Here is a 23,830-nt window from a genome sequence, read left to right on the forward strand (position 1 = left end):
AAGGTCGTAGGTTCAAATCCTACTCCCGCAACCAGTCGACCCCATAAATCCAAACACCTACAAGCAGCCAGTCAGGCTGCTTTTTGCGTTTCTGCGGTACCCTTATCGCGCAAACCAAAGAGGCCTGGCTTCTATCGAGCCGCAGAGGCGCGGCCCCTCGTGGTTGTCCTGAAGAGCTTTCGGGAGCTATTTTGATTTGGGTCGATACGACGCCTAGCGCATGGGCGGCGGTGCTGTGCCCGACGGCCCATTTCCTGCATATCTCGGGCTCGATGCCTGCGCTACGCCGCCAAAGGCCTAAGCATATCGAGCCGAATCACCCTTGTTTTCTTGGCCGCAGCACTGAGGCCCAACCCCGGCCCGAGCGACCCATGCACATTTTCCGGGCGGCGCCTTTTGGGGGCCGTTTGCGCGGTTACGGAATTGCAGCAGCCGAGTGAAATCGGCAATTTGATGCGTTTTAAGGCCCGGTTTACGCAGCTTTTCTGCGGGAAGTTGCGCAACGTAACGTCATCACTCGTTGGTGCATTGCGGGCGAGGTTGGGACGGTTATTTTGCCGCAATTCGCATGCCCCGCGGCTTTGGGGCGTGCGGGTCCCGGCGCTGGACGCGCCATCGGGACCGCAGGTTTCATCGTCACAGGGAGAGGACATTGACCCGCATTTCGCGACTGACTTTGACGGCACTTCTTTCGAGCACCATGCTCGCAGGCGCCATGACCCCCGCCACCGCAGCGACCCACCCGGAAACGGGCGAGGAACTGGCGGCGGACCAGACCTTCACTTACCGTCTGCTCGACGACGTAAGCTCGCTCGACCCGCAGATCGTCGAGGATGTCGACGGCGCCGATGTGGTGCGCGACCTGTTCGAAGGCCTGATGAACCAGGATGAGGAAGGCAACCTCGTGCCCGGCGTCGCCACCGGCTATGACGTCAGCGACGACAAGCTGACCTACACGTTCCACCTGCGCGACACCGCGAAATGGTCGAACGGCGATCCGGTGACCGCCGGTGATTTCGCTTATGCATGGCGCCGTGCCGTCGATCCGGCGACCGCATCGCCCTACCAGTGGTATATGGAGCTGATGTCGATCGCCAACGCCAAGGCGATCGTTGCGGGCGACATGGACCCGTCGGAGCTGGGCGTGAAGGCCATCGACGATCATACCTTCGAAGTGACGCTGAGCCAGCCGCTGCCCTATTTCGCGCAGATGACCACCCATGGCACCACCTTCCCGGCACCGCAAAAGGTGATCGAGGAGTTCGGCGGCGAGTGGACCAAGCCCGAGAACATCGTCTCGAACGGCGCCTATGTGCTGACCGAGTACCGTCCGGGCGAGCGTATCGTGCGTGAGCGCAACGAGCAGTATTGGGACAACGAGAACACCATCCTCGACAAGACCGTCGCGCTGGTGATCAACGACGAGAACGTGGCGCTGACCCGTTACCTCGCCGGCGAGCTTGACCGCACCGATGTGCCCGCAGGCCAGTTCCCGCGTCTGAAGAAAGAGCACCCCGAGGAAGCGATCAGCTTCCCGCGTCTGTGCAACTACTACTACACCTTCAACCTGTCCGACTCCGGCCCCGAAGCGTTCAAGGATCCGAAGGTGCGTGAGGCGCTCTCGCTGGCGGTGGACCGCGACATCATCGCCAACAACATCAAGGCCGGTGGCGAGCCGCCCGCCTATAGCTTCACGCCCGAAGCGGTTGCCGGTTTCACCCCGCCGAAGAGCGAGATGGCCGAGATGACCCAGAAGGAGCGTGACGAGAAGGCCAAGGAACTGCTCGCCGAGGCAGGCTATGGCCCCGAGAACCCGCTCAGCTTTGACGTCATCTACAACACCTCCGAGGCGCACGAGAAGATCGCCGTGGTGATGACCCAGATGTGGAAGCAGAAGCTGGGCGTTCAGGCGAACCTCGCCAACATGGAGTGGAAGGTTTTCCTCGACACCCGTGGCCAGCAGAACTTTGATCTGGCGCGCGGTGCATGGTGCGGCGACTACAACGAAGCCTCGACCTTCCTCGATCTGATCCAGAGCGACTCGGGCTACAACGACGGCAAATACGCCAACGAAGAGTATGACGCGCTGCTGGCCGACGCGAAGACCGCCGAGGACACCACGCCGCTTTACACCAAAGCCGAAGCGATCATCGCCACCGACGTGCCGGTGATCCCGATCTACCACTATGCTGGCGTCTACATGATGGACAGCGACGTCGGGAACTGGCCGACCGAGAACGTGGAACAGAACTGGTATTCGAAGAATCTCTACAAGATCGCCGAATAACCACCTGTAACCTGCCGCCCCCGTGCTGCGGGGGCGGCACCCTATCCGGATCCTCCAGAATGCTGAGCTATGTCATTCGCCGCCTGCTGGTCGCGATACCGACGATCCTTTTTCTGGTCGTCGCGTCCTTCCTGATGATGCATGTCGCCCCGGGCGGGCCCTTCACCTCTGAGCGGCCGCTGCCGCCCGAGGTGCTGGCAAACATCAACGCGCAATACGGTCTCGACCAGCCGCTGTGGAAACAGCTCTGGGACTATTTCTACAACATCGTCGTGCATTTCGACTTCGGCCCCTCCTTCGTGCAGAAGGACCGCAGCGTGAATGACGTGATCGCGCAGGGCTTCCCGATCTCGCTGACCTACGGCGCACTGGCCTTCCTGGCCGCCTCGCTGGTGGGCATCAGCCTCGGGATCGCCGCTGCGATCCGCCACAACACGTGGATCGACTATCTGGCCGTGAGCCTCGGCATCGCCGCGCAGGCGCTGCCGAACTTCATCATGGGCCCGATCCTCATCCTGACCTTCACGCTCTGGCTCGGCCTGCTGCCGGGCGGCGGCTGGAACGGCGGGCAGTGGCAGTATCTGATCATGCCGGTGATCGCGCTCTCTACTTCCTACATGGGCTCGATCGCGCGGATCACGCGCTCGTCCATGCTCGAGGTGCTGAACTCGAACTTCATCCGCACCGCCCGCGCCAAGGGCCTGTCGAACAAGGCCATCGTCTGGCGTCACGCGCTGAAGCCGACGCTGCTGCCGGTGATCTCTTACCTTGGCCCGGTGTTCGTCTACGTGCTGACCGGCTCGGTCTTCGTCGATCTTTACTTCTCGACGGGCGGCCTTGGCCAATCCTACGTCAGCTCGGCGCTGACCCGCGACTATGCGGTGCTGCTGGGGGTGACCATCCTCTACGGCGCGCTGACCGTCGTGGTGAACCTTCTGACCGACCTCGCCTATGCGTGGTTCGATCCCAAGATCCGTTACTGAGGAGGCTGACCCCGTGTTCGGAAAATCCGAAAAGGCGGCGGAACTGGCCGCCGATATCACCGATTTCAACGCCGTCCGTGGCCGCTCGCTGTTCCGCGACGCCATGGGCCGCTTCGTGCGCAACAAGGCCGCCATGGCCAGCGTGATCGTTCTGGCGCTGATCGTCGCCTTCGTCATCATCGGGCCGTTCTTCGCGGTCTGGGACAACGAAGAGATCGACTGGGCGCGTATGGGCGACATCCTTGCCCAAGGCGCCCCCTCGATCGAGACCGGCCACTTCTTCGGCCTCGACGAGCTGGGACGTGATCTCTACTCGCGCACCATTCAGGCGACGCAGACCTCGCTGCTGGTGGGCCTCATCGGCGCAGCCATGGCGCTGCTCGTGGGCACTGCATGGGGCGTGATCGCGGGCTTCTACGGCGGCCGGCTCGACAGCGTGATGATGCGCATCGTTGACGTGCTGCTGGCGATCCCGCTGACGCTGATCCTGATCCTCATCCTCGTGGTGGCGGGCCGGAACTTCATCACGCTGTTCATCGCGCTCGGCGCGGTCTCTTGGCTGACCATGGCGCGGATCGTGCGCGGCCAGACGCTGACCCTGAAGACCCGCGAGTTCATCGAGGCGGCGCGCGCCGGCGGTGTGAGCGAAAGCGCGATCATCTTCCGCCACATCCTGCCGAACCTCATCGGCGTGGTCATCGTCTACGCCTCGCTGCTGGTGCCCGAGATGATCCTTGCGGAAAGCTTCATCTCGTTCCTCGGCCTTGGCATCTCCGAGCCGATGACCTCGCTCGGTCGCCTGATCGCCGAAGGCGCGGGCACCATGGGCTATGGCACGCTGTGGCAGCTTCTGTTCCCGCTGTTCTTCTATGTCACCATCATCATCACGATGTTCTTCATCGGCGATGGTCTGCGTGACGCTCTGGACCCGAAGGATCGCTGACATGACCATTCTTTCCGTGAAAGACCTCAAGGTCGGTTTCGAAACGCAGGACGGCCGCGTTCAGGCGGTGAAAGGCGTGTCCTTCGACATCCGCGCGGGCGAATGCCTTGGCATCGTCGGCGAGTCGGGCTCGGGCAAGTCGCAGAGCTTCATGGCCGCCATGGGCCTGCTGCCGCCCAATGGCACGGCGAGCGGCTCGGTGACGCTGCAGGGTTCTGAGATCCTCAACCTGCCGGTCTCCAAGCTCAACAAGGTGCGTGGCGACAAGGTCGGGATGATCTTTCAGGATCCGCTGACGGCGCTGACCCCACATCTCAAGGTGGGCGAGCAGATGGCCGAGGTGCTGAAGGTGCACCGTGGCATGTCGGGCCGCGAGGCGGAAAAGCACTGCCTCGACTGGCTCGAGCGCGTGCGCATCCCCGAAGCGAAGCGCCGTCTCAAGCAGTATCCGCACGAGCTGTCGGGTGGCATGCGCCAGCGCGTGATGATCGCGCAGGCCATGCTCTGCGAGCCCAAGCTGCTGATCGCCGACGAGCCGACCACCGCGCTCGACGTCACCGTGCAGGCCGAGGTGCTCGACCTCATGGACCAGCTCAAGCGCGAACTCGGCACCGCCATTGCCCTCATCACCCATGACATGGGCGTGGTGGCGCGGATGTGCGACCGCATCAAGGTCATGCGCCTTGGTGAGTTCGTCGAGGAAGGCGAGGTGAACGAGATCTTCTCGCAGCCGCGCCACGACTACACCCGCCGCCTGCTCGACTCGATGCCGCGCATCGACAAGGGCGATGCCGGTGGCCGCGTCGAGGGCAAGGAGATCCTGCGCGTCGACGACATGAAGGTACATTTCCCGATCAAACTCGACGGCGGGATCTTCGGCAAAACCGTGCCGCTGAAGGCGGTGAACGGCGTCAGCTTCGGCCTGCGTGCCGGCGAGACGCTGGGCATCGTGGGCGAGTCGGGCTGCGGCAAGTCCACGCTGGCGCGCGCCGTGCTGCGGCTGGTTGAGCCCACCGATGGCAACGTCAGCTGGCTGGGCAAGCCATTGAACACCATGGACAAGCAGGCTCTGAAGAAGGAACGCAAGGACCTTCAGATCGTCTTTCAGGACCCGCTCGCCAGCCTCGATCCGCGGATGACCATCGCCGACTCGATCGCCGAGCCGCTAAAGACCTACCGCCCCGAGCTGACCAAGAGCGAGCGGCGGGACGAGGTGCTGCGGATGATGACCCGCGTGGGTCTGGAGCCGGAGAAATACAACCGCTACCCGCACGAGCTGTCGGGCGGCCAGAACCAGCGCGTGGGCATCGCCCGTGCGATGATCAACCGGCCCAAGCTGATCATCTGTGACGAGGCGGTCTCGGCGCTCGACGTGTCGATTCAGGCGCAGATCGTGAAACTGCTGAAGGAGCTGCAGGCCGAGTTCGGCATGTCGATGCTGTTCATCTCGCACGATCTGTCGGTGGTGCGTGAGATCTCGAATAGGATCATGGTGCTCTACCTTGGCCGCGTGGTCGAGATGGGCGACGCCGAGACGATCTGCTCGAACCCGGCGCATCCCTACACGCAGTCGCTGATCTCGGCGGTGCCGATCCCCGATCCGGTGGCCGAACGCGCGCGCACCCGCATCCGCCTCCCCGGCGAGCTGCCCTCGCCGCTCGACGCCAAGGCGGCGCTGCGCTTCCTGCCCTCGCGGCTGGCGGCGGGCGATGTGGACTACGTGCCGCAACTCGACCAGATCGCGCCGGGTCACTACGTGGCTGAACACGACGATCTCGAACGGATCATGGACGCGGGCGCGGCCTGAAAGAGCCGCTATCGGAACTGACTGGGGCGGGCCTGTGGGCCCGCCCTTTTTTGTTGCGCTGATATGCCCGGCTCGTGTCGCAGGTAGATTTATTAGACGAATCGGTCTACTAAATCTGCATGACCCAAGCCGACTCGCCTCTCCCTCGTTCCGAAAAACCTCGCCGCGGGCGTCCGCGCACCGCTCCGGATGCCTCCGAGGCACGGCGAAAGCTCATTCGCACCGGCCTCGAGCATCTGACCGAGAAGGGCTATTCCGCGGTCGGGGTGGATGAGATCCTCAAGGCGGCGGGCGTGCCCAAGGGCAGTTTTTACCACCACTTCAAGGGCAAGGCAGAGTTCGGCCTCGCGCTCATCCACGCCTATAACGTCTATTTCCTCGAGTTGCTCGACCGCGCCTTCCGCAACGAGGCGCGCCCGCCGCTGGATCGCCTTCGCGATTTCACCAATGAGGCCGAGGCGGGCATGGCGCGGCACGGGTTTCGGCGCGGCTGTCTGGTCGGCAACCTCGGGCAGGAGATGGGCGCGCTGCCGGATGCGTTCCGCGCGGCGCTGACCGAGGTGCTCGAGGGCTGGCAGGCCCGCACCGCCGAGGTGCTGCGGCAGGCGCAGGCGGACGGCGCGCTTGCTGCAGAACAGGACCCGGAGGCGCTCGCCGCCTTCTTCTGGATCGGCTGGGAGGGCGCCGTGCTGCGCGCGAAACTCGAGCTGAGCGCCGAGCCGCTGCGCAGCTTTTCCACCACCTATTTCCACCTGCTCGAACGCTGAGAGGAGCGACAGATGTTCAAGGCAATCCTGATCGAGAAACCCGAGGAAACGCAGAGCGTCTCCATCACCGAGCTGTCTGACGACCAACTGCCCGAGGGCGACGTTCTGGTCGACGTGGCCTATTCGACGCTCAACTACAAGGACGCGCTGGCGCTCACCGGCGCGGCCCCCGTGGTGCGGTGCTTTCCGATGGTGCCGGGGATCGATTTCTCGGGCGTGGTCGCCGAGAGCAACCATCCCGACTTCAAGCCCGGCGACCGCGTCGTGCTGAACGGCTGGGGCGTGGGCGAGACCCATTGGGGCGGCCTTGCCGGGCGCGCGCGGGTCAAGGGCGACTGGCTGGTGCCGCTGCCCGAGGGGATCAGCGCCAAGCAGGCCATGGCGATCGGCACGGCGGGCTACACGGCGATGCTCTGCGTTCTGGCGCTGGAGCGGCACGGGGTGACGCCCGAGGCTGGCGAGATCGTGGTCAGCGGCGCCGCTGGCGGGGTTGGCAGCGTGGCGGTGGCGCTGCTGGCAGCGCGCGGCTTCGATGTGGCGGCTGTTACAGGGCGCGAGGCAGAGGCGGCGTATCTGCGCGATCTGGGGGCAAGCAGCGTGCTCGACCGGTCGGAACTGACCGGCAAGCCACGGCCTTTGAACAAGGAACGCTGGGCCGCAGGCATCGACGTGGCGGGCAGCACGGTGCTGGCGAACATGCTGTCGATGATGAAGTACCGCGGTGTGGTGGCGGCCTGCGGGCTGGCTGCGGGCATGGACCTGCCCGCCAGCGTCGCGCCCTTCATCCTGCGCGGGGTCACGCTTGCGGGCGTCGACAGCGTGATGTGCCCCAAGCCCGACCGGCTGGCGGCGTGGCAGCGTCTGGCCAGCGATCTCGACATGGCCAAGCTCGAGAAGATCACCGTCGAAGTGCCCTTCGAGGAGGTGCCGCAGATCGCGCCGAAATTCCTCGAAGGTGCGGTGCGCGGCCGTATCGTGGTGCCGGTCGCGCCGGAGCTTGGCTGAGCCAGCTGAGCCGCGCGACCTCCGGAAACGCAAAAGGCGCCCCGAGGGGCGCCTTTGCATATTTGGTCGGAGTGAGAGGATTCGAACCTCCGGCCCCTGCCTCCCGAAGACAGTGCTCTACCAGGCTGAGCTACACTCCGACCGTGGAGCGCGGAGTACCCTAGCCTCCGGCCTTTGGCAAGGGCCGATTCACACCCTTTTCGCGTCTTTTCATCGCGCGCAGCAGCGGACCGATGCGCAGCGAGGTCCCGAACTCGATGCGGTTGCGGGTGCGCAGCACCGGGCGATTCTCCGACGCGCTCGACCGGCCCTCGCGCAGCACGATATAGACGCCGCTGCCGATGATCAGCACCGCCCCCATCAGGGTGAAGCTATCGGGATATTCGGCAAAGAAGATCGCGCCGTAGAGCGTGGCCCACAGCAGCTGCGAATATTGCATTGGCGCGACGATCACCGCCTCGCCGGTGCGGTAGGAGGCGATCAGCAACGCCGAGCCGGTGAAGGCGAGAATCGCCATCAGTCCGAACCCGCCCACATGTTCGATCGGCATCGGGCGGTAGACGAAGGGCAGGGCGCAGCCCATCACCACGAAGTTCGTCATCATCGGGTAGAGGAGCAGCACCACCGAGCGTTCCTCATGGCCGATCTTGCGCACGATGATCGCCGAAAGACTGCCAAAGATCGCCGCCGTCAGCGCCGCGAGATGGCCCAGCGTCAGCTCGGTGCTGCCCGGGCGCAGCACCACGATGACCCCGGCAAGGCCGACCAGAACCGCCATCCAGCGGCGCAGCCGAACCTGTTCTCCGAGGATGGGAATCGCCAGCACGGTGATCAGCAGCGGCTGCGCAAAGATGATCGCATAGGTCTGCGCCAGCGGCAGCACCGAGAAGGCGTAGAAGGCACAGACCCCGGTGATCACCGTCGAGATGGTGCGCAGGGCGGTCCACCACGGATGCAGCGGGCGCAGATTGCCCGCCGTGGTGTCGCGGATCAGCATGAGGCTGACCAGCGGAAAGCTCAGCAGCACCGAGAAAAACACGATCTGGAAGGGGCTGTAGGCGGCGCCCAGAACCTTCACGATGACGTCGTGTGTCGAGTAGATGCCGAAGGTGAGGAGCGCCAGCAGCGCGCCTTTCGCGTTCGATCCCATGGGTGCCGTTCCGTTGCTTCTGCCTTGCGCTCAAGGCTTAGCTTTGAGGCAGGGGATTTCAACGTGTCATGCGGCAGAACGTGAAAACGGGGCGACCTGTGGCCGCCCCGCCCAATCATTGACCATCCCTTGGGATCAGAGGCTCTCGTCGAGCGCCTCGAGGATCGCGGTGCCCATCTCGGAGGTCGAGACCGGCTGCTTGCCTTCTTCGCCCAGCAGGTCCGCGGTGCGGTAGCCCTTGGCCAGAACCGCTTCGATCGCCTGCTCGAGGCGGGTGGCCTCGTCGCCCTTGTCGAAGCTGTAGCGCAGCGCCATGGCGAAGCTGAGGATACAGGCGATCGGGTTGGCTTTGCCCTGACCTGCGATGTCGGGCGCAGAGCCGTGCACCGGCTCGTAGAGCGCCTTGGGGCGGCCATTGGCCATCGGGGCGCCCAGCGAGGCCGAGGGCAGCATGCCGAGCGAGCCGGTCAACATCGCGGCGGCATCCGACAGCAGGTCGCCAAAGAGGTTGTCGGTGACGATCACGTCGAACTGCTTGGGCCAGCGGCAAAGCTGCATGGCGCCCGCGTCGGCGTACATGTGCGACAGTTCGACCTCGGGGTAGTCCTTGCCCACCTCGGTGACAACTTCGCGCCACAGGATGCCCGACTCCATCACGTTGGCCTTTTCCATCGAGCACAGCTTCTTGCCGCGGCGCATGGCCAGCTCAAACGCGCTGCGGGCAACGCGGTCGATCTCCGACTCGGTGTAGCGCTGGGTGTTGATGCCCACGCGCTCGTTGCCTTCTTCGATGATGCCGCGCGGCTCGCCGAAGTAGATGCCCGAGGTCAGCTCGCGCACGATGACGATGTCGAGGCCCGCCACCACGTCTTTCTTCAGCGACGAGAAGTCGGCCAGCGCGTCAAAGCACTGCGCCGGGCGCAGGTTGGCGTAAAGGTCCATCTCCTTGCGCAGGCGCAGCAGCCCGCGCTCGGGCTTCACCGAGAAGTCCAGAACGTCGTATTTCGGGCCGCCCACGGCACCGAGCAGAACGGCGTCCACCTCTTGGGCCTTGGCCATGGTCTCGTCGGTCAGCGGCGTGCCATGCGCGTCATAGGCGCTGCCGCCCACGAGGTCTTCGCTGACATCGAATTTCAGGTCGCGCTTGTCGCCGAACCAGTCGATGACGCGGCGAACCTCTGCCATGACCTCGGGGCCGATGCCGTCGCCCGGCAGGATGAGAAGCGAAGGGGTGCTCATGGAAAGTCTCTCCTCGGAATGTTGCGCAATCGCCTAGCCGAGGGGCGAGGAATGGTCAAGAAAACAGGGGTGCGGGCAACTTCATTAACCGCCCATCTGGGTGCTTAGCGTGACGGTGACCAGACGGTGCCGCTGGCCCTCGATGGCGGGATAAACCCGGGCGTCGCCGACGGTGAGCCCCGCGGAGGGCAGCACATAGCTCACGCGGAGCGGGCCGGTGCTGTCCCATTCGGCGGTGGCCTGCTGCGGCAGCGGGTCCTGCAGGCGGGCATCGTCCAGCAGCGCCCGCATCTCGCCGCGTAGCCCCTCGCCGCCTTCGGGGTCAAGATTTGCGTTTCCGATCAGGACGAAAGCCCCCTCCGGCGCTGGCCCGAGCGCGCCGTCTAGGTAGTGCCGCCAAAGCGCAAGCTCGTCGGCATTGCGCCGCCCGTTGCGATCCTCCGGCCCGTCGAACACCGGCGGCGTCGCGGAATAGCACAGCAGCTGCAGCGGTTGGCCGGGGGCGTCGAGCCGCAGCACCCAATGCGCCGTGGACGACAGCCGCTGCACCTCGGGCGCGGGATCGGCGGGGTGCATCCGCGTGCCCGGCAAATCGCGCCAGAGCAGCGCCGAGAAATCCCGCTCCAGTCGCAGCGGGTGCCGGGCCAGCACCGCCATGCCATGCTGGCCCGAGAAAGCGCCATAGCCCTGAGCGTCACGGGGGCCACCAAGCCGCCCGTCAGCGTCCAGATCGGCGCCGCTCTCCATGCCGGAATTGGGTCGCAGGGCAAAGCGGTGGGGGTAGTCCGCGCCGCGCGCTGCAAGCTGATCGGCAAGCGCATCCAGCGCCGCCTGCCCAAGATCGAAATCCATATCGGTGAGCAGCAGCACGTCAGGCCGCGCCTCGGCGATCTGATCGAGTATGGCTGGCAGCGGTGCGCGCGCCTCAAGGATATCGCGCAGCAGCAGGCCCGGCCCTTTACGGCTAAGATGCGCGTGCCAGGTGGCAAGGGTGATCTCGACCGCCCCTGCCGAGGCGGGCAGGGCCAGAACGGCGCAAAGAAACAGCGCCGGGATCAGGCGTGTCAGATGGTCTGCACCTCGGCTTCCGCCTCGGCGTAGGCGCGTTTGCGCTTCTGCTCGATCAGCGCGGCGATGCGCATCAGCGCGACGCCCCGCATCACGAGGCTTGCCGGAAGGAAAGCCCATGCGCTCATCGTCCAGATCAGGGTCTGCGGTTCGGTCAGCGACACGAGGTTGATGGTCTGCGCCGCGAGTTTCATGATTGCCGGGATCAGGAATGGCAGAAGAAACCCTAAGGCGACGTTAACGTTGCCATCGCGATTGAGCCGGTAGAGCACATCCTTGCCGATGGTCGGATCGAAAAGCGGCAGGTTGACCCAGAAGTTGAAGGCCCCGTTGCGCACCGGCCAGCTCAGCAGCCGCACCACCAGAACGAAGGCCAGCATGCTCAGCAGCGAGATCACATAGGCCAGCCCGGCATGGGTGCGGATCCGCTCGACGTCCTGCGCACTCATGTCGTCGGTGGCCAGCAGCACCATCAGCCGCACCGGCGAGAAGGGGAAATCGAGCCAGCCGCCGACCTTGCCGCCGAAAGCGGTGAGCATCTGCGAGACCGCGGTGGGATGGCTCTCGCCGCGGCAGATCAGCGTCAGCACCAAGACCGTCGCAAAAAGCGCGAGAAATCTCAGGCGGTTGAACGGCGGGGCGTCGCGGAACTCGAGGATCGAGGGATAGTCGCCGACATATTCGACAAAGGTCAGCAGCGCCGCGACCAAGGCCAGCAGCGCGGTGATCTGCGCCGCGTCCGCCGCATAGCCGGGCAAGAGCACGGCCGGCATTGCGATCAGCAAGGCCACGGCGACGGCACGGATGCCGGCTTTGACGAAACGTGTGATCACGGCTTCTGCCCTTTCGGTCGTGGGACCCCCGACGCTTTGCTGCGCCTGTGTCGCCCTCTGACCCCGCCGCGCCGGCGGATTGCCTCAATATTGCCCAAATTTTGCCTTCTTCTTGAACGCGCGGCAAGCATGCCCTGAGGGGACGGCGGAAATCTGGCGGTTTCATGGTGGAAAAGGTGCGAATTTGCATCAATTCCCGGTTTCCTTGGCGGGCTGGCGGCATCAGAGCACATGGTTGCCCCGTTTCCGTACCCGTCAAAGCGTCATGTCCCCGCGGGGATAAACAACTTAAACCATGAACAAAAACCCACAGACTCGCCGAAAACTTGTACGAAGAGCCTCCGCGCTTTTACCGATTATTCGCCGGATTTCCAATGAATTTGACCTGACGCAACGCGAGCCGCAGGATTTGCGGGTCTGACTTCGTACAGACGTGAAGGGCGACGCGCCGGGAGGGCAGCATGCATCAGGCAGTGACGATGGACGAAGCGGTGGATCTGATTCCCGATGGTGCGCGGATCATGCTCTCGGGTTTCATGGGGGTCGGCACGCCTGACGGGCTGGTGCGGGCGCTGGCGCAGGCGGGCAAGAAAGATCTGACCGTGATCGTCAACGATGCCGCCCGTCCGCATCTGGGGGTCGGTCCGCTGGTGGCGGCGCGCTGCCTGCGCAAATTCATCGGCAGCCATATCGGCCTCAACCCCGATGTGCAGGAGCAGATGCGGTCGGGCGAGCTTGAGGTGGAATTGGTGCCGCAGGGCACTCTGGTCGAACGCATCCGTGCCGCCGGGGTCGGGCTTGGCGGGGTGCTCACGCCCACCGGGCTGGGCACCAAAGTGGCCGAGGGCAAGCAGGTGATCGAGGTCGAGGGCAAACCCTATCTGCTCGAGCCGCCGCTGCGCGCCGATTTCGCGCTGATCGCGGCGCGCAGCTGCGATTACGTGGGCAATCTGACCTATATGCTCACCGCGACGAACTTCAATCCGATCATGGCGCTGGCGGGCGATGTGGTGATCGCCGAGCCCGAAGAGATCGTGCCGGTGGGGGTGATCCCGCCCGATGCGGTGAAGACGCCCGGCGCGCTCGTCGACCATGTGATCGGGAAGCATTGAACATGGAGATCGCCAGCATGGACCCCAAAGAGATCATCGCCCGCCGCGTCGCCGTCGAGATCAAGCCGCACACTCTGGTGAACCTCGGCATCGGTATTCCGACGCTGGTCTCGGACCATCTGGACGAGAGCCTGGGCGTGTTCTTTCAGGCCGAAAACGGCGTTGTCGGCATGGGCCACCGCCCGCCCGAGGGGATGACCGACCGCCATCTCACCGACGCTGGCGGCAGCTTCGTCTCGGCGGTGCCGGGGGCCTCGACCATCGACAGCGCCTTCTCCTTCGGGCTGATCCGCGGCGGGCATCTGGACCTGACGGTGCTGGGCGGGCTGCAGGTGGACGCGCGCGGGTATCTGGCGAACTGGATGATCCCCGGCCACTATGTGCCGGGAATGGGCGGGGCGATGGATCTGGTCACCGGGGCGAAACGGGTGATCGTGGCGATGATCCACAGCGCCAAGGGCGGCGTGCCGAAAATCGTGCCGGAATGCGCGCTGCCGCTGACCGCCGAGCGGCGGGTGGATCTCATCGTCACCGAAATGGCGGTGATCCGTCCCGAGGACGACGGGCTGCACCTTCTGGAAACCGGCCCCGGAGTGACCGTGGCCGAGGTCCGCGCGGCGACGGCGGCAACCTTGATCGTGACCGGAGACGTGCCGGAGATGGACCTCTCGCGCTCGTGCTGAGGCGGGTGGGGGCGCTGCCCCCGCCGCACGACCTGCGGCAATCGAGGATGAAGGGGGCTCTGCCCCCGCCGCGCTGCGCGCGTCTCCCCCGGGATATTTGTATCTAGACGAAGCAGGGCAGCGGGCTCCTTCGTCTAGATGAAAATATCCCCGCCGGAGGCAGGCCGGACGCCGGGCAGGCGGGCCGTTTCAGAAATGGGCGCGCGCAGCAAAAAGGGCTGTCCCCACGGGGACAGCCCTTCGATGTTCATGCCTGACTGCGGCTCAGTCCCACCTCAGACCCAAGGTCGGGACTGGGCGGCGGCGGTTTCGAACGTGTCGATGGCGCCGGATTTTTCCATGGTCAGGCCAATGTCGTCGAGGCCCTCGAGCAGGCAGTGCTTGCGGAAGGGGTCGATTTCAAAGGAAAATTCCTCTCCGTCGGAGGTGGTGACGACCTGGTTCTCAAGATCAACCGTCATCCGCGCGTTGGAGCCTTTTTCGGCGTCCTTCATCAGCACATCGACCGCCTCTTGCGGCATGACGATGGGCAGCATGCCGTTCTTGAAGCAGTTGTTGTAGAAGATGTCGGCAAAGGAGGTGGAGATCACCACCTTGATGCCGAAGTCGGCGAGCGCCCAAGGGGCGTGTTCGCGCGACGAGCCGCAGCCGAAGTTGTCACCGGCGACGATGACCGAAGCCTCGCGGTAGGCAGGCTGGTTCAGCACGAACTCGGGGTTCTCGGATCCGTCGTCGAGATAGCGCATCTCGTCGAAGGCATGCACGCCGAGGCCCGAGCGTTTGATCGTCTTCAGGAACTGCTTGGGGATGATCATATCGGTGTCGATATTGACCAGCGGCATGGGCGCCGCGATCCCGGTCAGCTTCTCGAATTTTTCCATCTGTCCCTCCTTGGGGATGGGGCAAATCCTTGGGGCACAATCCATGCACAAGCGATGCACATTGCATGCATATGCGGCTGCGCCCGTCCGGAGTGCCGGAACTGGGGGAGGGGCCCCGCGCGGGGCCCCGGGATCGCTTACGCCGGAGCCGGCGCGTCCATGAGCTCACGCACGTCGGTCAGATGACCGGTGACCGCCGCTGCCGCCGCCATCGCCGGCGACATCAGGTGGGTGCGTCCGCCCTTGCCCTGACGGCCTTCGAAGTTGCGGTTCGAGGTGGCGGCGCAGCGCTCGCCCGGTGCCAGCTGGTCGGGGTTCATCGCAAGGCACATGGAGCAGCCCGCAAGCCGCCATTCAAAGCCCGCGTCGATGAAGATCTGCGCAAGGCCTTCTTCCTCGGCCTGAGCGCGGACGAGGCCCGAGCCCGGAACGACCATAGCGCGCATGCCGTCCTTGATCTTCTTGCCCTTGAGGATCTCGGCTGCGGCGCGCAGGTCTTCGATCCGGCCATTGGTGCAGGATCCGATGAACACCGTGTCGATCTTGATGTCGGTCAGCTTCTGACCGGCCTCGAGACCCATATAGGTGAGCGCGCGCTTGGCCGCTTCGACCTTGCCGCCGGCAAAGCTGTCGGGGGCGGGCACCACATCGGTGATCGGCAGCACGTCCTCGGGCGAGGTGCCCCAGGTGACGACGGGGGCGATGTCTTCGCCCTTGATGGTGACGACCTTGTCCCAATGCGCGTCGTCATCGGAGTAGAGCGTCTTCCACCAGTCGAGCGCGGCCTCGAACTGTGCGCCCTTCGGCGCATGCGGGCGGCCCTTCACATATTCGAAGGTGGTCTCGTCGGGGGCGATCAGGCCAGCGCGGGCGCCGCCTTCGATCGCCATGTTGCAGACGGTCATCCGGCCTTCCATCGACAGCGAGCGGATCGCTTCGCCGCAGTATTCGATGACATAGCCGGTGCCGCCGCCGGTGCCGGTGTGACCGATGACCGAGAGCGTGATGTCCTTGGCGGTGACGCCCGGACGCAGCTGGCCGGTGATCTCGACCTTCATGTTCTTCGACTTGGACTGGATCAGCGTCTGGGTGGCGAGCACATGCTCGACCTCCGAGGTGCCGATGCCATGCGCCAGCGCGCCAAAGGCGCCATGGGTGGCGGTGTGGCTGTCGCCGCAGACCACGGTCATGCCCGGAAGGGTCCAGCCCTGCTCGGGGCCGACGATGTGCACGATGCCCTGACGGACGTCGCTGACCGGATAGTAGTTCACGCCGAAGTCGCGGGCGTTCTTGTCGAGCGCCTCGACCTGAATGCGCGATTCCTCGTTCTCGATGCCGTTTTCACGGTCGAGCGTGGTCGGCACGTTGTGGTCGGGCACGGCGATGGTGCGCTGCGGGGCGCGCACTTTGCGGCCGGTCATGCGCAGGCCTTCGAAGGCTTGCGGCGAGGTCACCTCGTGCACGAGGTGGCGGTCGATGTAGAGAAGGCAGGTGCCGTCTTCGTCCTGCTGGACGACGTGGGCATCCCAGATCTTGTCGTAGAGCGTCTTGCCGGACATGGGGGTCCTCTCGGGGTATATGTCTTGGAAGTTGGCTGGGCTTGGCGCAGGTGGAAAGCCCCCGCGCCGGGGCGGGCTGCAAGACAGCCTTATAGGCGCGCCAGAACCGTGAAGTTCGCGCCGTGGAACCGTTCGCGCAGACGCACGCGGTCGCCGAGGTCAAGAAGCCGAGTCATGCGGCGGGGATACTCCTTTGCCGCGTGCCGATCAACCCATCGCAGACACCGGCTTGGAAGGATCGGAACTTTTGGCGGGCTCGGGCGTAGTTTTCTTACCGTCGTGGAGGAGCCAAGATGACCTTGATGAATGCCATGCACCTTGTCCTGATCGCCACACTGCTTTGGGCACTGGTGCTGAGCCTGCCCAATGCCGAAGCGCAGGAGATCAGCGTGACGCTGCCCAAGCACTGAGTGCCCCCGCTTGCGCTCAAGGCCTTGAGCGAAAAAGATTGTGGTGCCACGCTGCCCGCGTGAGGAGCCACGCCAGACGATGAACCCGCATGAGGAACCGACGCCCTTTGAGGCGCTGCAGCAGACCGGGCTGACCCTATGGGGGCAGGTCGACACGTTCCTTGCGATCGTGCTGCGGCCTTGGATGTTCTATCAGCTTGGCATCGCCCTTGGCCTATTTGCGCTGGCGCATCTGCTGCGCGCGTGGCTGGGGCCGAAGCTGCACAATTGGATGCGCGCCCGCGAGGGCTGGCCGAAGTGGCAGATGCGCATTCTCATCGTGCTGCACCGGCGGTTGCGGATGATCATCTTTGTGCTCCTGATCTGGCATGTGATAGGGATCATGCATCAGGTCACATGGCCGTCGCGCACTTATCTTCTTGAAATCATTGCACAGCTGTCGAGCGCTTGGCTGGTCATCGCGCTGATCACGCGGCTCATCGGCAACCCGGCTCTGCGCTCGCTGATGCGCTATGGGGCGTGGGGCTACGTCACCATCTGGATCCTCGGGCTGACCGATGAGGCGCAGGCGCTGCTGGAAAGCGCGGCGGTGAGTTTCGGCGACTCGAAACTGTCGCTCTGGCTGATCCTGCAGGCGGTGGTGATCCTTATCGCGCTGGTGGCGGTGGCGCGATTCCTGACCACGGCGGGGGCGGCGAGCATCCGGCGCAACGAGGGGATCAGCCCCTCGATGCAGGTTCTGGCGGTGAAATTCCTGCAGGTGGCGCTCTATGGCGCGGCCTTCTTCATGGCGCTGAAGCTGGCCGGGGTGGACCTGACGGGCCTCGCGGTGCTGTCGGGCGCCATCGGCGTGGGGCTTGGCTTTGGTCTGCAGAAGGTGGTGTCGAACCTCGTGTCGGGGGTGATCATCTTGCTCGACAAGTCGATCAAGCCGGGCGACGTGATCTCCATCGGCGAGACCTTCGGATGGATCAATGCGCTGGGCGCGCGCTATGTGTCGATCACCACGCGCGACGGCAAGGAATACCTCATCCCCAACGAGGACATGATCACCGGGCAGGTGGTCAACTGGTCGCATTCCAACGAGCTGGTGCGGGTCGACATCCATTTCGGCACCGCCTACGGCGACGACCCGCATCTGGTGCGCAAAGTGGCGATCGAGGCGGCGCAAAGCGTGAAGCGGGTGCTGAGCCACAAGCCGCCGGTCTGCCATATCACCGGATTCGGGGACTCGTCGGTGGATTACATCCTGCGGTTCTGGATCATCGACCCGTCGCAGGGGCTGACCAACATCCGGGGCAATGTCTTCCTCGCGCTTTGGGACGCGTTCAAGGAACATGGCATCTCGATCCCCTTCCCGCAGCGCGAGGTGCGGATGCTGGGCGGGGCGCCGGACGAGGCGAGGGACGCGGAAGGCCCGGAGGAAGGTCCGGTGACGGAACGTCCGGGCTGACAGCGGTGCGGCGCTGCGGCATGGTCCGCGCGACTGTCAGTTGAGAGGAGAGCCGTCATGTCCGCAGCCGATCCCGAAGAGATCGTCATCCTGAGCGGCGCGCGCACCGCCATCGGCACTTTTGGCGGATCGCTGAAATCCGTCCCGCCGATCGAGCTGGGCACGGTGGCGGCCAAGGCGGCGCTGGAGCGCGCCGGTGTCGAAGGCGGGCAGATCGGGCAGGTGGTCTTTGGCCATGTGCTGAACACCGAGCCGCGCGACATGTATCTGTCGCGCGTCGCGGCCATGCAGGCGGGCATTCCCGACACCACCCCGGCGATGAACGTGAACCGGCTTTGCGGCTCTGGCGCGCAGGCGGTGGTTTCGGGCGTGCAGGCGCTGATGCTGGGCGACGCGAATTTCGCGCTGGTGGGCGGCGCCGAGAGTATGAGCCGCGCGCCCTATATCATCCCTGACCAGCGTTGGGGCCAGAAGATGGGCGATATCCGCACCCTCGACATGATGCTGGGCGCGCTAAACTGCCCCTTCGGCACCGGCCACATGGGCATCACCGCCGAGAATGTCGCGAAAGAGAACGACATCTCGCGCGCGGCGCAGGACGCTTTTGCGCTGGAGAGTCAGCAGCGCGCCGCCAAGGCCATCGAGGCGGGGATCTTTGCCGAGCAGATCGTGCCGGTGGAGATCGCCTCGCGCCGCGAGACCGTGGTCTTTGACACCGACGAGCACCCCAAGGCGACGACGCTGGAGAAACTGGCAGGGCTGCGCCCGGCCTTCGACCGCGACGGCTCGGTGACGGCGGGCAACGCTTCGGGCCTCAACGACGGCGCGGCGGCGCTGGTGCTGGCACGCGGCGAGGCCGCGGCGGCGGCGGGGCTGACGCCGCGCGCCCGCGTGCTGGGCTACGCCCATGCCGGTGTGCGCCCCGAGGTCATGGGCATCGGCCCGGTCCCGGCGGTGGAGAACCTGCTGGTCCGCACCGGGCTGTCGCTGGCGGAGTTCGACGTGATCGAAAGCAACGAAGCCTTTGCCGCGCAGGCGCTGGCGGTGAACAAGGGGCTGGGGCTCGACCCGGCGAAGGTGAACCCCAATGGCGGCGCAATCGCGCTCGGCCATCCCATCGGCGCCACCGGCGCGATCCTGATGGTGAAAGCGCTCTACGAGTTGGAGCGTACCGGCGGCCGTAAGGCGCTGATCACCATGTGCATCGGGGGCGGTCAGGGCATCGCGCTGGCTATCGAGCGGGTGTGAGCTGGGGTTGAGGAAGATGCGAGGGGCGCTGCCCCTCGCGCCGGAGGCGTGGCACCAAACTGCGCCGGAGGCGTGGCACCAAACTGCGCCGGAGGCGTGGCACCAAACTGCGCCGGAGGCGCGGCACCAGACTGCGCCGGAGGCGCGGCAAAGGAAGATGCGAGGGGCGCTGCCCCTCGCGCTCCCCGGCGGATTTTTAAAGAGAAGAAGGGCGGACCGCTGGCCTTGGTGGGGCGGGTGGCGCGTCAGACCTCGACCTGTTGCCACAGGCCCGGATAGCGGGTGGGGAAGCCGCAGGGGTCGACGCTGATCTGTGTCTCATAGCCGGTCTGCGCGGCTTGATAGCTGACCAGACCGCCGCGCTCGCGCGTGTAGCTTTGGTCGAGCGGGTCGAGCCGGGGGCCCGGCAGCCGCATCCATGCGGCGCGCACCGGCAGGCGCCCGACCTCGGGCAGGCGGCGCAGCGGCATCAGGTTGGTCGCCGGGGTGAAGGAGAAGTCGATGTCGCTGCAGCCGGAAAGCCCGGGCAGCGCTGCGCCGTTGAGCGCCCAATGCCCGCCCTCGCAGGTGATGCGGCAGCGCATCTCTTCGCCGCCGAGCGTGCCGGTGACATCGGCGCTGCGGGTCAGCCAGTCAGGGCCGCAGCGCACCACGTAATCCAGCGCCGCCCAGCCCGAGCCGTCGCGGAACCGCGCGTGACCGACCAGCATGTAGCCATCCTCGTGCCGCGCGAGGCGGCATTTGTCCTCGCCGTCGCGGTCCAGCGCGCGCCAGTGCATCGTGCCCAGAGTTTCGGTCATCGGCGTGCACCGCAGTTATGTCGGACGCTATGTCGGACCTTATGGTCGCGAACGCGGTCGTTGCGGACCCGGTCATTGCGGACGCAATCGTTGCGGACCCTGTGGGCGCGTGTCGGGAAAACCTGCTGCATGCGCGTCTCCTCCCCGTCGGATGCGGCGATGCCGCATCCCTTGCGGCAAGGCTGTACCATGGTGCCCCTGCCCCTTCGTAAAGGCAAGCGGGCGTTTTGCATCGGTTTTCTTAAGAAGATGTTCACCGTGGCGCGCGCAGTGTGTCCCCGTCGCAGAGGGCATTGGGCATGGAGATCGCGGCACGGCTGGCCGAGGAACGGCGCGCGCGACTGGCGGCGGAGCGTTTGCTTGAGCTCAAGCAGGCGGAGCTTTTTGCCGCCAATCGCAAGCTCAACCTGCACGCGCGGCAGCTGAGCCACGAAATCACCGAGACCCGCGCCGAGGTTGCCACGGTGCGCGACGAGAACCTGCGGGTGAAGACCCAGCTGGGCGCCGCGCATCAGAAGATCGAACTGGTTGAAGGGCAGCTTTGGACCGCGCTGGCCTGCATGCGCGACGGGTTCGCCACCTTCAACGCCGAGCGGCGGATGGAACTGGCCAACCCGGCGTGGCTGGCGCTGTTCGATGGGCTCGACACCATCGGGCCGGGGGCGGGCTATGCGCATGTGCTCGACATGATGGTCGAAGAGGGGATCGTCGATCTGCAGGGCGAGCATGGCGACGACTGGCGCGCCCGTATGGCCGCCCGCTGGGAGGCCGATCCGATCCCGACCGAGACCATCCGCATCTACACCGGGCAGTTTCTGCAGTTGCAGGACCGGCATCTGCCCGATGGAGGCGTGGTGACGCTGAGCTTTGACATCACCGATCTGATGCGCATGTGGTCGGCGCTGGAAGAGCTGCCCGACGGGTTCGTCATCTTCGATGCCGAGGACCGGTTGCTGATGTGCAACGAGACCTACCGCGAGATCTACCACGCCAGCGCCGAGGCGATCCGCCCCGGTGTCAGCTTTGAGGACATCCTGCGCCACGGGCTGGCGCGCGGCCAGTACCGCGAGGCGATGGGCCGCGAGGAGCACTGGCTCGAAGAGCGGCTGAGCGCGCATCGCGGCGCCGAGCGCGAGCTTGAGCAGCAGTTGGGGGACGGGCGCTGGTTGCGGGTCTACGAGCGGCCGCTGACCGATGGCGGGCGGGTCGGGCTGCGCATCGACATCACCGAGGCCAAGCGCATCCAGCAGGAGTTGGAAGAGGCGCGGCAACGGGCCGAGACCGCGAGCCATGCCAAATCCACCTTCCTTGCCAATATGAGCCATGAGATCCGCACGCCGATGAATGGCGTCGTGGGCATGGCGGCGCTGCTGATGGACAGCGCGCTGAGCGAGGAACAGCGGCTCTATGCCGAGACGATCCGCAGTTCCGGCGAGGCGCTGCTGCTGATCATCAACGACATTCTCGACTATTCGAAGATCGAGGCGGACCGCATGGCGCTGTGTGCCGAGGCGTTCGATCTGGAGCGGGCGATCCACGAGGTGGCGCTGCTGCTGCAGCCGGCGGCGCGCGAGAAGGGCGTGGCGCTGCTGGTGGATTATGACCCGAGCCTGCCCGCGGGGCTGGTGGGAGACGCGGGGCGGATCCGGCAGATCCTCACCAATCTTGTGGGCAACGCGGTGAAATTCACCGCCGAGGGCCATGTGTTGATCCGTGTGAGCGGCAGCGCAGAGGCGGGGCGCGCGGCGCTGAGCCTGACGGTGGAGGACACCGGCATCGGCATCGCGCGCGACAAGCTCGACCACATCTTTGGCGAGTTCAATCAGGTGGAGGACGCGCGCAACCGCAGCTTTGAGGGCACCGGGCTGGGGCTGGCGATCACCCGGCGGCTGGTCGAGATGATGGGCGGTGAGCTTTGGGTGGACAGCGAGCTGGGCGAGGGGGCCTGTTTCGGGCTGCGGCTGGATCTGCCTTTGGCCGAGGCGTGGCAGGGCGATCCGCTGGCGCTTCCCCCGGGGCTGCGCCGCGCGCTGGTGGTCGCCGCCATGCCCGAGAGTCGGGCGATCCTGCTGCGGCAGCTGGGCGCGCTGGGGCTGGAGGCGGTCTGGTGCGCCTCGGGCGATGCCGCGCTGGATCATGCACGGGCGGGCGAGGTGGATCTGGTGATCGCCGAACAGGCGCTGCCGGGGCTTGAGGGCGCAGAGTTGGCGCAGGCGCTGGCCGGTGGCGGCCCGCCGGTTTTGCTGCTGTCGCCGCAGCCCGCCTCGGTGCCGCAGGGCTCGGGCGCGTTTGCGGTGGTCCAGATGCCCGCGTCGCGCCGGAGCCTCTGCGCGGCGCTGGCGGGCTGGGACGGGCATGAGAGGCGGCTGTCTCCGCCGCCGCCCGCAGAGCGCGCCGCGCCCGCCACAGGGACGGGCGCGCTCGATCTGCTGCTGGCCGAGGACAACCGCACCAACCAGCTGGTGTTTCGCAAGATGGCCGAGGCGCTGGACCTGCCGTTGCAGCTGCGCTTTGCCTGCGACGGGGCCGAGGCGGTGGGCGAGTTCGAGGCGCGGCGGCCCGATCTCATCTTCATGGACATCTCGATGCCCGGCATGGACGGCAAGGAGGCGACGCGGCGCATCCGCGAGATCGAGGGCGACGGGCCGCGCGTGCCGATCATCGCGGTCACCGCCCATGCGATGACCGGCGATCGCGAGGCGCTGATCGCGGCGGGGCTCGACGACTATCTGACCAAGCCGCTGCGCAAGCCGGACCTTGCGCGGCTGATCGAGAAATGGTCGGGCCCCGCTGCGGCTCAGGTTTCGGGGTGAGTCCGGACGAAGGCGGGCTGATCCTCGGTCGAACGCGCCGCGTCATAGGCGTAGCCGCCCAGATCGAAGTCGCGCAGCCCCTTGGGATCGGTGATCCGGCGGGTGATCATGAAGCGGGCCATCGCGCCGCGGGCGCGCTTGGCGTAGAAGCTGATGACCTTGGGCTCGCCGCCTTTATCCTCGAGGAATTGCGGGGTGATCACCCGCAGGTTCAGTGCCTTGCGGTCGACCGCGCCGAAATATTCCTGACTGGCGCAGTTCACCAGCACATCGGTGCCAAGCGCCTCGCCCTGCGCGTTCAGCGCTTTCGACAGCCGGTCGCCCCAGAAGTCATAGAGCGATTTGCCGCGCTCGGTCTTCAGGCGCGAGCCCATTTCCAGCCGGTAGGGCTGGATCGCATCGAGCGGGCGCAGCACGCCGTAGAGGCCCGAGAGGATCCGCAGGTGATCCTGCGCATAGTCCATTTCCTCGGGTTCGAGCGAGGCGGCGTCGAGCCCCTGATAGGTGTCTCCGGCAAAGGCCAGCGCGGCGGGGCGGGTGGCCTCGACCTCGGGCTCTTGGGCATAATCGCGGAAGCGGTCACGGTTGAGCTCGGCCAGCTTGTCCGACAGATGCATAAGCTTTTTCAGCTCGGGCACCCCGAGCTTGCGCGCGGCTTTCACCAGCCGCATCGCCTCATCGGGGAAATCCATCGCCGTCATCTGCGTGTCGCGCGGCGTCCAGTCCAGTTTTTTCGCAGGCGAAATCACCACGAGCATGCGCGGTTACTCCTTGACCATATCCATCAGT

Annotated in this window: 19 protein-coding genes and 1 tRNA gene; 11 read left to right on the plus strand and 9 right to left on the minus strand. The window is 65.6% G+C overall.

Annotated elements, in window-relative coordinates; genetic code table 11:
* Nucleotides 1-652 precede the first annotated feature (652 nt).
* The 6 genes from G0A00_RS06520 to G0A00_RS06545 all read left to right on the plus strand — a co-directional run bounded on the left by G0A00_RS06520 (nt 653) and on the right by G0A00_RS06545 (nt 7,792).
* The gene (locus G0A00_RS06520) at nt 653-2,287 is read left to right on the plus strand and encodes a peptide ABC transporter substrate-binding protein (protein WP_235953338.1); all 1,635 of its coding nucleotides are present in this window, start codon (nt 653-655) and stop codon (nt 2,285-2,287) included.
* A gap of 59 nt (nt 2,288-2,346) precedes the next feature.
* Complete coding sequence (gene oppB / locus G0A00_RS06525; protein ID WP_066103521.1) at nt 2,347-3,270, plus strand: oligopeptide ABC transporter permease OppB; 924 nt, start codon at nt 2,347-2,349, stop codon at nt 3,268-3,270.
* Nucleotides 3,271-3,283: 13 nt separating this feature from the next.
* On the plus strand, nt 3,284-4,213 hold the full coding sequence (locus G0A00_RS06530) for an ABC transporter permease subunit (protein ID WP_066103522.1): 930 nt from the start codon (nt 3,284-3,286) through the stop codon (nt 4,211-4,213).
* Between the two features lies 1 nt (nt 4,214).
* Nucleotides 4,215-6,020 (plus strand): ABC transporter ATP-binding protein, encoded by a 1,806-nt coding sequence (locus tag G0A00_RS06535; protein WP_164185180.1) that lies wholly within the window; start codon nt 4,215-4,217, stop codon nt 6,018-6,020.
* A 119-nt stretch (nt 6,021-6,139) separates the two neighbouring features.
* Nucleotides 6,140-6,787, plus strand: coding sequence for a TetR/AcrR family transcriptional regulator (locus G0A00_RS06540; protein WP_164185178.1), 648 nt, complete (start codon nt 6,140-6,142; stop codon nt 6,785-6,787).
* A 12-nt stretch (nt 6,788-6,799) separates the two neighbouring features.
* Nucleotides 6,800-7,792, plus strand: a complete 993-nt coding sequence (locus tag G0A00_RS06545) for an MDR family oxidoreductase (protein WP_164185176.1) — start codon at nt 6,800-6,802, stop codon at nt 7,790-7,792.
* A 63-nt stretch (nt 7,793-7,855) separates the two neighbouring features.
* On the opposite strand, the gene G0A00_RS06550 is transcribed toward G0A00_RS06545, so the two are convergent.
* The 5 genes from G0A00_RS06550 to G0A00_RS26490 form a co-directional block, all read right to left on the minus strand.
* A tRNA-Pro gene (locus tag G0A00_RS06550) sits at nt 7,856-7,932 on the minus strand.
* A 20-nt stretch (nt 7,933-7,952) separates the two neighbouring features.
* Nucleotides 7,953-8,942: a DMT family transporter gene (locus tag G0A00_RS06555; RefSeq protein WP_066103530.1), complete on the minus strand. Its 990-nt coding sequence runs from the start codon at nt 8,940-8,942 to the stop codon at nt 7,953-7,955.
* Between the two features lie 135 nt (nt 8,943-9,077).
* Nucleotides 9,078-10,181: a 3-isopropylmalate dehydrogenase gene (gene leuB / locus G0A00_RS06560; protein ID WP_164185174.1), complete on the minus strand. Its 1,104-nt coding sequence runs from the start codon at nt 10,179-10,181 to the stop codon at nt 9,078-9,080.
* An 84-nt stretch (nt 10,182-10,265) separates the two neighbouring features.
* Nucleotides 10,266-11,249 (minus strand): endonuclease/exonuclease/phosphatase family protein, encoded by a 984-nt coding sequence (locus tag G0A00_RS06565; protein ID WP_235956742.1) that lies wholly within the window; start codon nt 11,247-11,249, stop codon nt 10,266-10,268.
* Nucleotides 11,246-12,082 carry a hypothetical protein gene (locus tag G0A00_RS26490; RefSeq protein ID WP_368667672.1) on the minus strand — a complete coding sequence of 279 codons (837 nt, stop codon included), beginning with the start codon at nt 12,080-12,082 and terminating at the stop codon, nt 11,246-11,248. Before G0A00_RS26490 ends, G0A00_RS06565 begins: the two co-directional genes overlap by 4 nt.
* A 461-nt stretch (nt 12,083-12,543) precedes the next feature.
* Between G0A00_RS26490 and G0A00_RS06575 the strand changes: the two genes are divergently transcribed.
* Both G0A00_RS06575 and G0A00_RS06580 read left to right on the plus strand, forming a co-directional pair.
* Nucleotides 12,544-13,194 carry a CoA transferase subunit A gene (locus G0A00_RS06575; RefSeq protein WP_164185170.1) on the plus strand — a complete coding sequence of 217 codons (651 nt, stop codon included), beginning with the start codon at nt 12,544-12,546 and terminating at the stop codon, nt 13,192-13,194.
* A 17-nt stretch (nt 13,195-13,211) separates the two neighbouring features.
* Entirely contained in the window at nt 13,212-13,877 is a 666-nt protein-coding gene (locus tag G0A00_RS06580) for a 3-oxoacid CoA-transferase subunit B (RefSeq protein ID WP_164185184.1), read from the plus strand.
* 275 nt (nt 13,878-14,152) lie between these two features.
* Here G0A00_RS06580 and leuD read toward each other — a convergent pair whose 3' ends face one another.
* Both leuD and leuC read right to left on the minus strand, forming a co-directional pair.
* On the minus strand, nt 14,153-14,758 hold the full coding sequence (gene leuD / locus G0A00_RS06585; protein WP_164185168.1) for a 3-isopropylmalate dehydratase small subunit: 606 nt from the start codon (nt 14,756-14,758) through the stop codon (nt 14,153-14,155).
* 137 nt (nt 14,759-14,895) lie between these two features.
* Nucleotides 14,896-16,317, minus strand: a complete 1,422-nt coding sequence (gene leuC / locus G0A00_RS06590) for a 3-isopropylmalate dehydratase large subunit (protein ID WP_066103541.1) — start codon at nt 16,315-16,317, stop codon at nt 14,896-14,898.
* A 489-nt stretch (nt 16,318-16,806) separates the two neighbouring features.
* Between leuC and G0A00_RS06595 the strand changes: the two genes are divergently transcribed.
* Both G0A00_RS06595 and G0A00_RS06600 read left to right on the plus strand, forming a co-directional pair.
* Nucleotides 16,807-18,180 (plus strand): mechanosensitive ion channel family protein, encoded by a 1,374-nt coding sequence (locus G0A00_RS06595; RefSeq protein ID WP_164185166.1) that lies wholly within the window; start codon nt 16,807-16,809, stop codon nt 18,178-18,180.
* Nucleotides 18,181-18,237: 57 nt separating this feature from the next.
* Nucleotides 18,238-19,428, plus strand: a complete 1,191-nt coding sequence (locus G0A00_RS06600; protein WP_164214197.1) for an acetyl-CoA C-acyltransferase family protein — start codon at nt 18,238-18,240, stop codon at nt 19,426-19,428.
* A 245-nt stretch (nt 19,429-19,673) separates the two neighbouring features.
* Here the strand turns inward: G0A00_RS06600 and G0A00_RS06605 are convergent, their stop codons facing one another.
* Entirely contained in the window at nt 19,674-20,228 is a 555-nt protein-coding gene (locus G0A00_RS06605; RefSeq protein WP_164179883.1) for a putative glycolipid-binding domain-containing protein, read from the minus strand.
* A 299-nt stretch (nt 20,229-20,527) separates the two neighbouring features.
* On the opposite strand from G0A00_RS06605, the gene G0A00_RS06610 reads away from it, so the two are divergent.
* Nucleotides 20,528-23,041, plus strand: coding sequence for a PAS-domain containing protein (locus G0A00_RS06610; protein ID WP_164179884.1), 2,514 nt, complete (start codon nt 20,528-20,530; stop codon nt 23,039-23,041).
* Here the strand turns inward: G0A00_RS06610 and yaaA are convergent.
* On the minus strand, nt 23,026-23,799 hold the full coding sequence (gene yaaA / locus G0A00_RS06615; RefSeq protein WP_164179885.1) for a peroxide stress protein YaaA: 774 nt from the start codon (nt 23,797-23,799) through the stop codon (nt 23,026-23,028). The two genes, G0A00_RS06610 and yaaA, sit on opposite strands and share 16 nt — an antisense overlap.
* Between the last annotated feature and the right edge of the window lie 31 nt (nt 23,800-23,830).

It is taken from the genome of Salipiger sp. PrR002, from assembly GCF_010500775.1.
GTDB lineage: Bacteria > Pseudomonadota > Alphaproteobacteria > Rhodobacterales > Rhodobacteraceae > Salipiger.

Coding starts and splice junctions, on each gene's coding strand:
- oppB (WP_066103521.1), top strand. CDS start 2,347: ATGCTGAGCTATGTCATTCGCCGCCTGCTGGTCGCGATACCGACGATC.
- G0A00_RS06595 (WP_164185166.1), top strand. CDS start 16,807: ATGAACCCGCATGAGGAACCGACGCCCTTTGAGGCGCTGCAGCAGACC.
- G0A00_RS06610 (WP_164179884.1), top strand. CDS start 20,528: ATGGAGATCGCGGCACGGCTGGCCGAGGAACGGCGCGCGCGACTGGCG.
- G0A00_RS06545 (WP_164185176.1), top strand. CDS start 6,800: ATGTTCAAGGCAATCCTGATCGAGAAACCCGAGGAAACGCAGAGCGTC.
- yaaA (WP_164179885.1), bottom strand. CDS start 23,799: ATGCTCGTGGTGATTTCGCCTGCGAAAAAACTGGACTGGACGCCGCGC.
- G0A00_RS06600 (WP_164214197.1), top strand. CDS start 18,238: ATGTCCGCAGCCGATCCCGAAGAGATCGTCATCCTGAGCGGCGCGCGC.
- G0A00_RS06575 (WP_164185170.1), top strand. CDS start 12,544: ATGCATCAGGCAGTGACGATGGACGAAGCGGTGGATCTGATTCCCGAT.
- G0A00_RS06555 (WP_066103530.1), bottom strand. CDS start 8,942: ATGGGATCGAACGCGAAAGGCGCGCTGCTGGCGCTCCTCACCTTCGGC.
- G0A00_RS06540 (WP_164185178.1), top strand. CDS start 6,140: ATGACCCAAGCCGACTCGCCTCTCCCTCGTTCCGAAAAACCTCGCCGC.
- leuB (WP_164185174.1), bottom strand. CDS start 10,181: ATGAGCACCCCTTCGCTTCTCATCCTGCCGGGCGACGGCATCGGCCCC.
- G0A00_RS06535 (WP_164185180.1), top strand. CDS start 4,215: ATGACCATTCTTTCCGTGAAAGACCTCAAGGTCGGTTTCGAAACGCAG.
- leuC (WP_066103541.1), bottom strand. CDS start 16,317: ATGTCCGGCAAGACGCTCTACGACAAGATCTGGGATGCCCACGTCGTC.
- G0A00_RS06580 (WP_164185184.1), top strand. CDS start 13,212: ATGGACCCCAAAGAGATCATCGCCCGCCGCGTCGCCGTCGAGATCAAG.
- leuD (WP_164185168.1), bottom strand. CDS start 14,758: ATGGAAAAATTCGAGAAGCTGACCGGGATCGCGGCGCCCATGCCGCTG.
- G0A00_RS06605 (WP_164179883.1), bottom strand. CDS start 20,228: ATGACCGAAACTCTGGGCACGATGCACTGGCGCGCGCTGGACCGCGAC.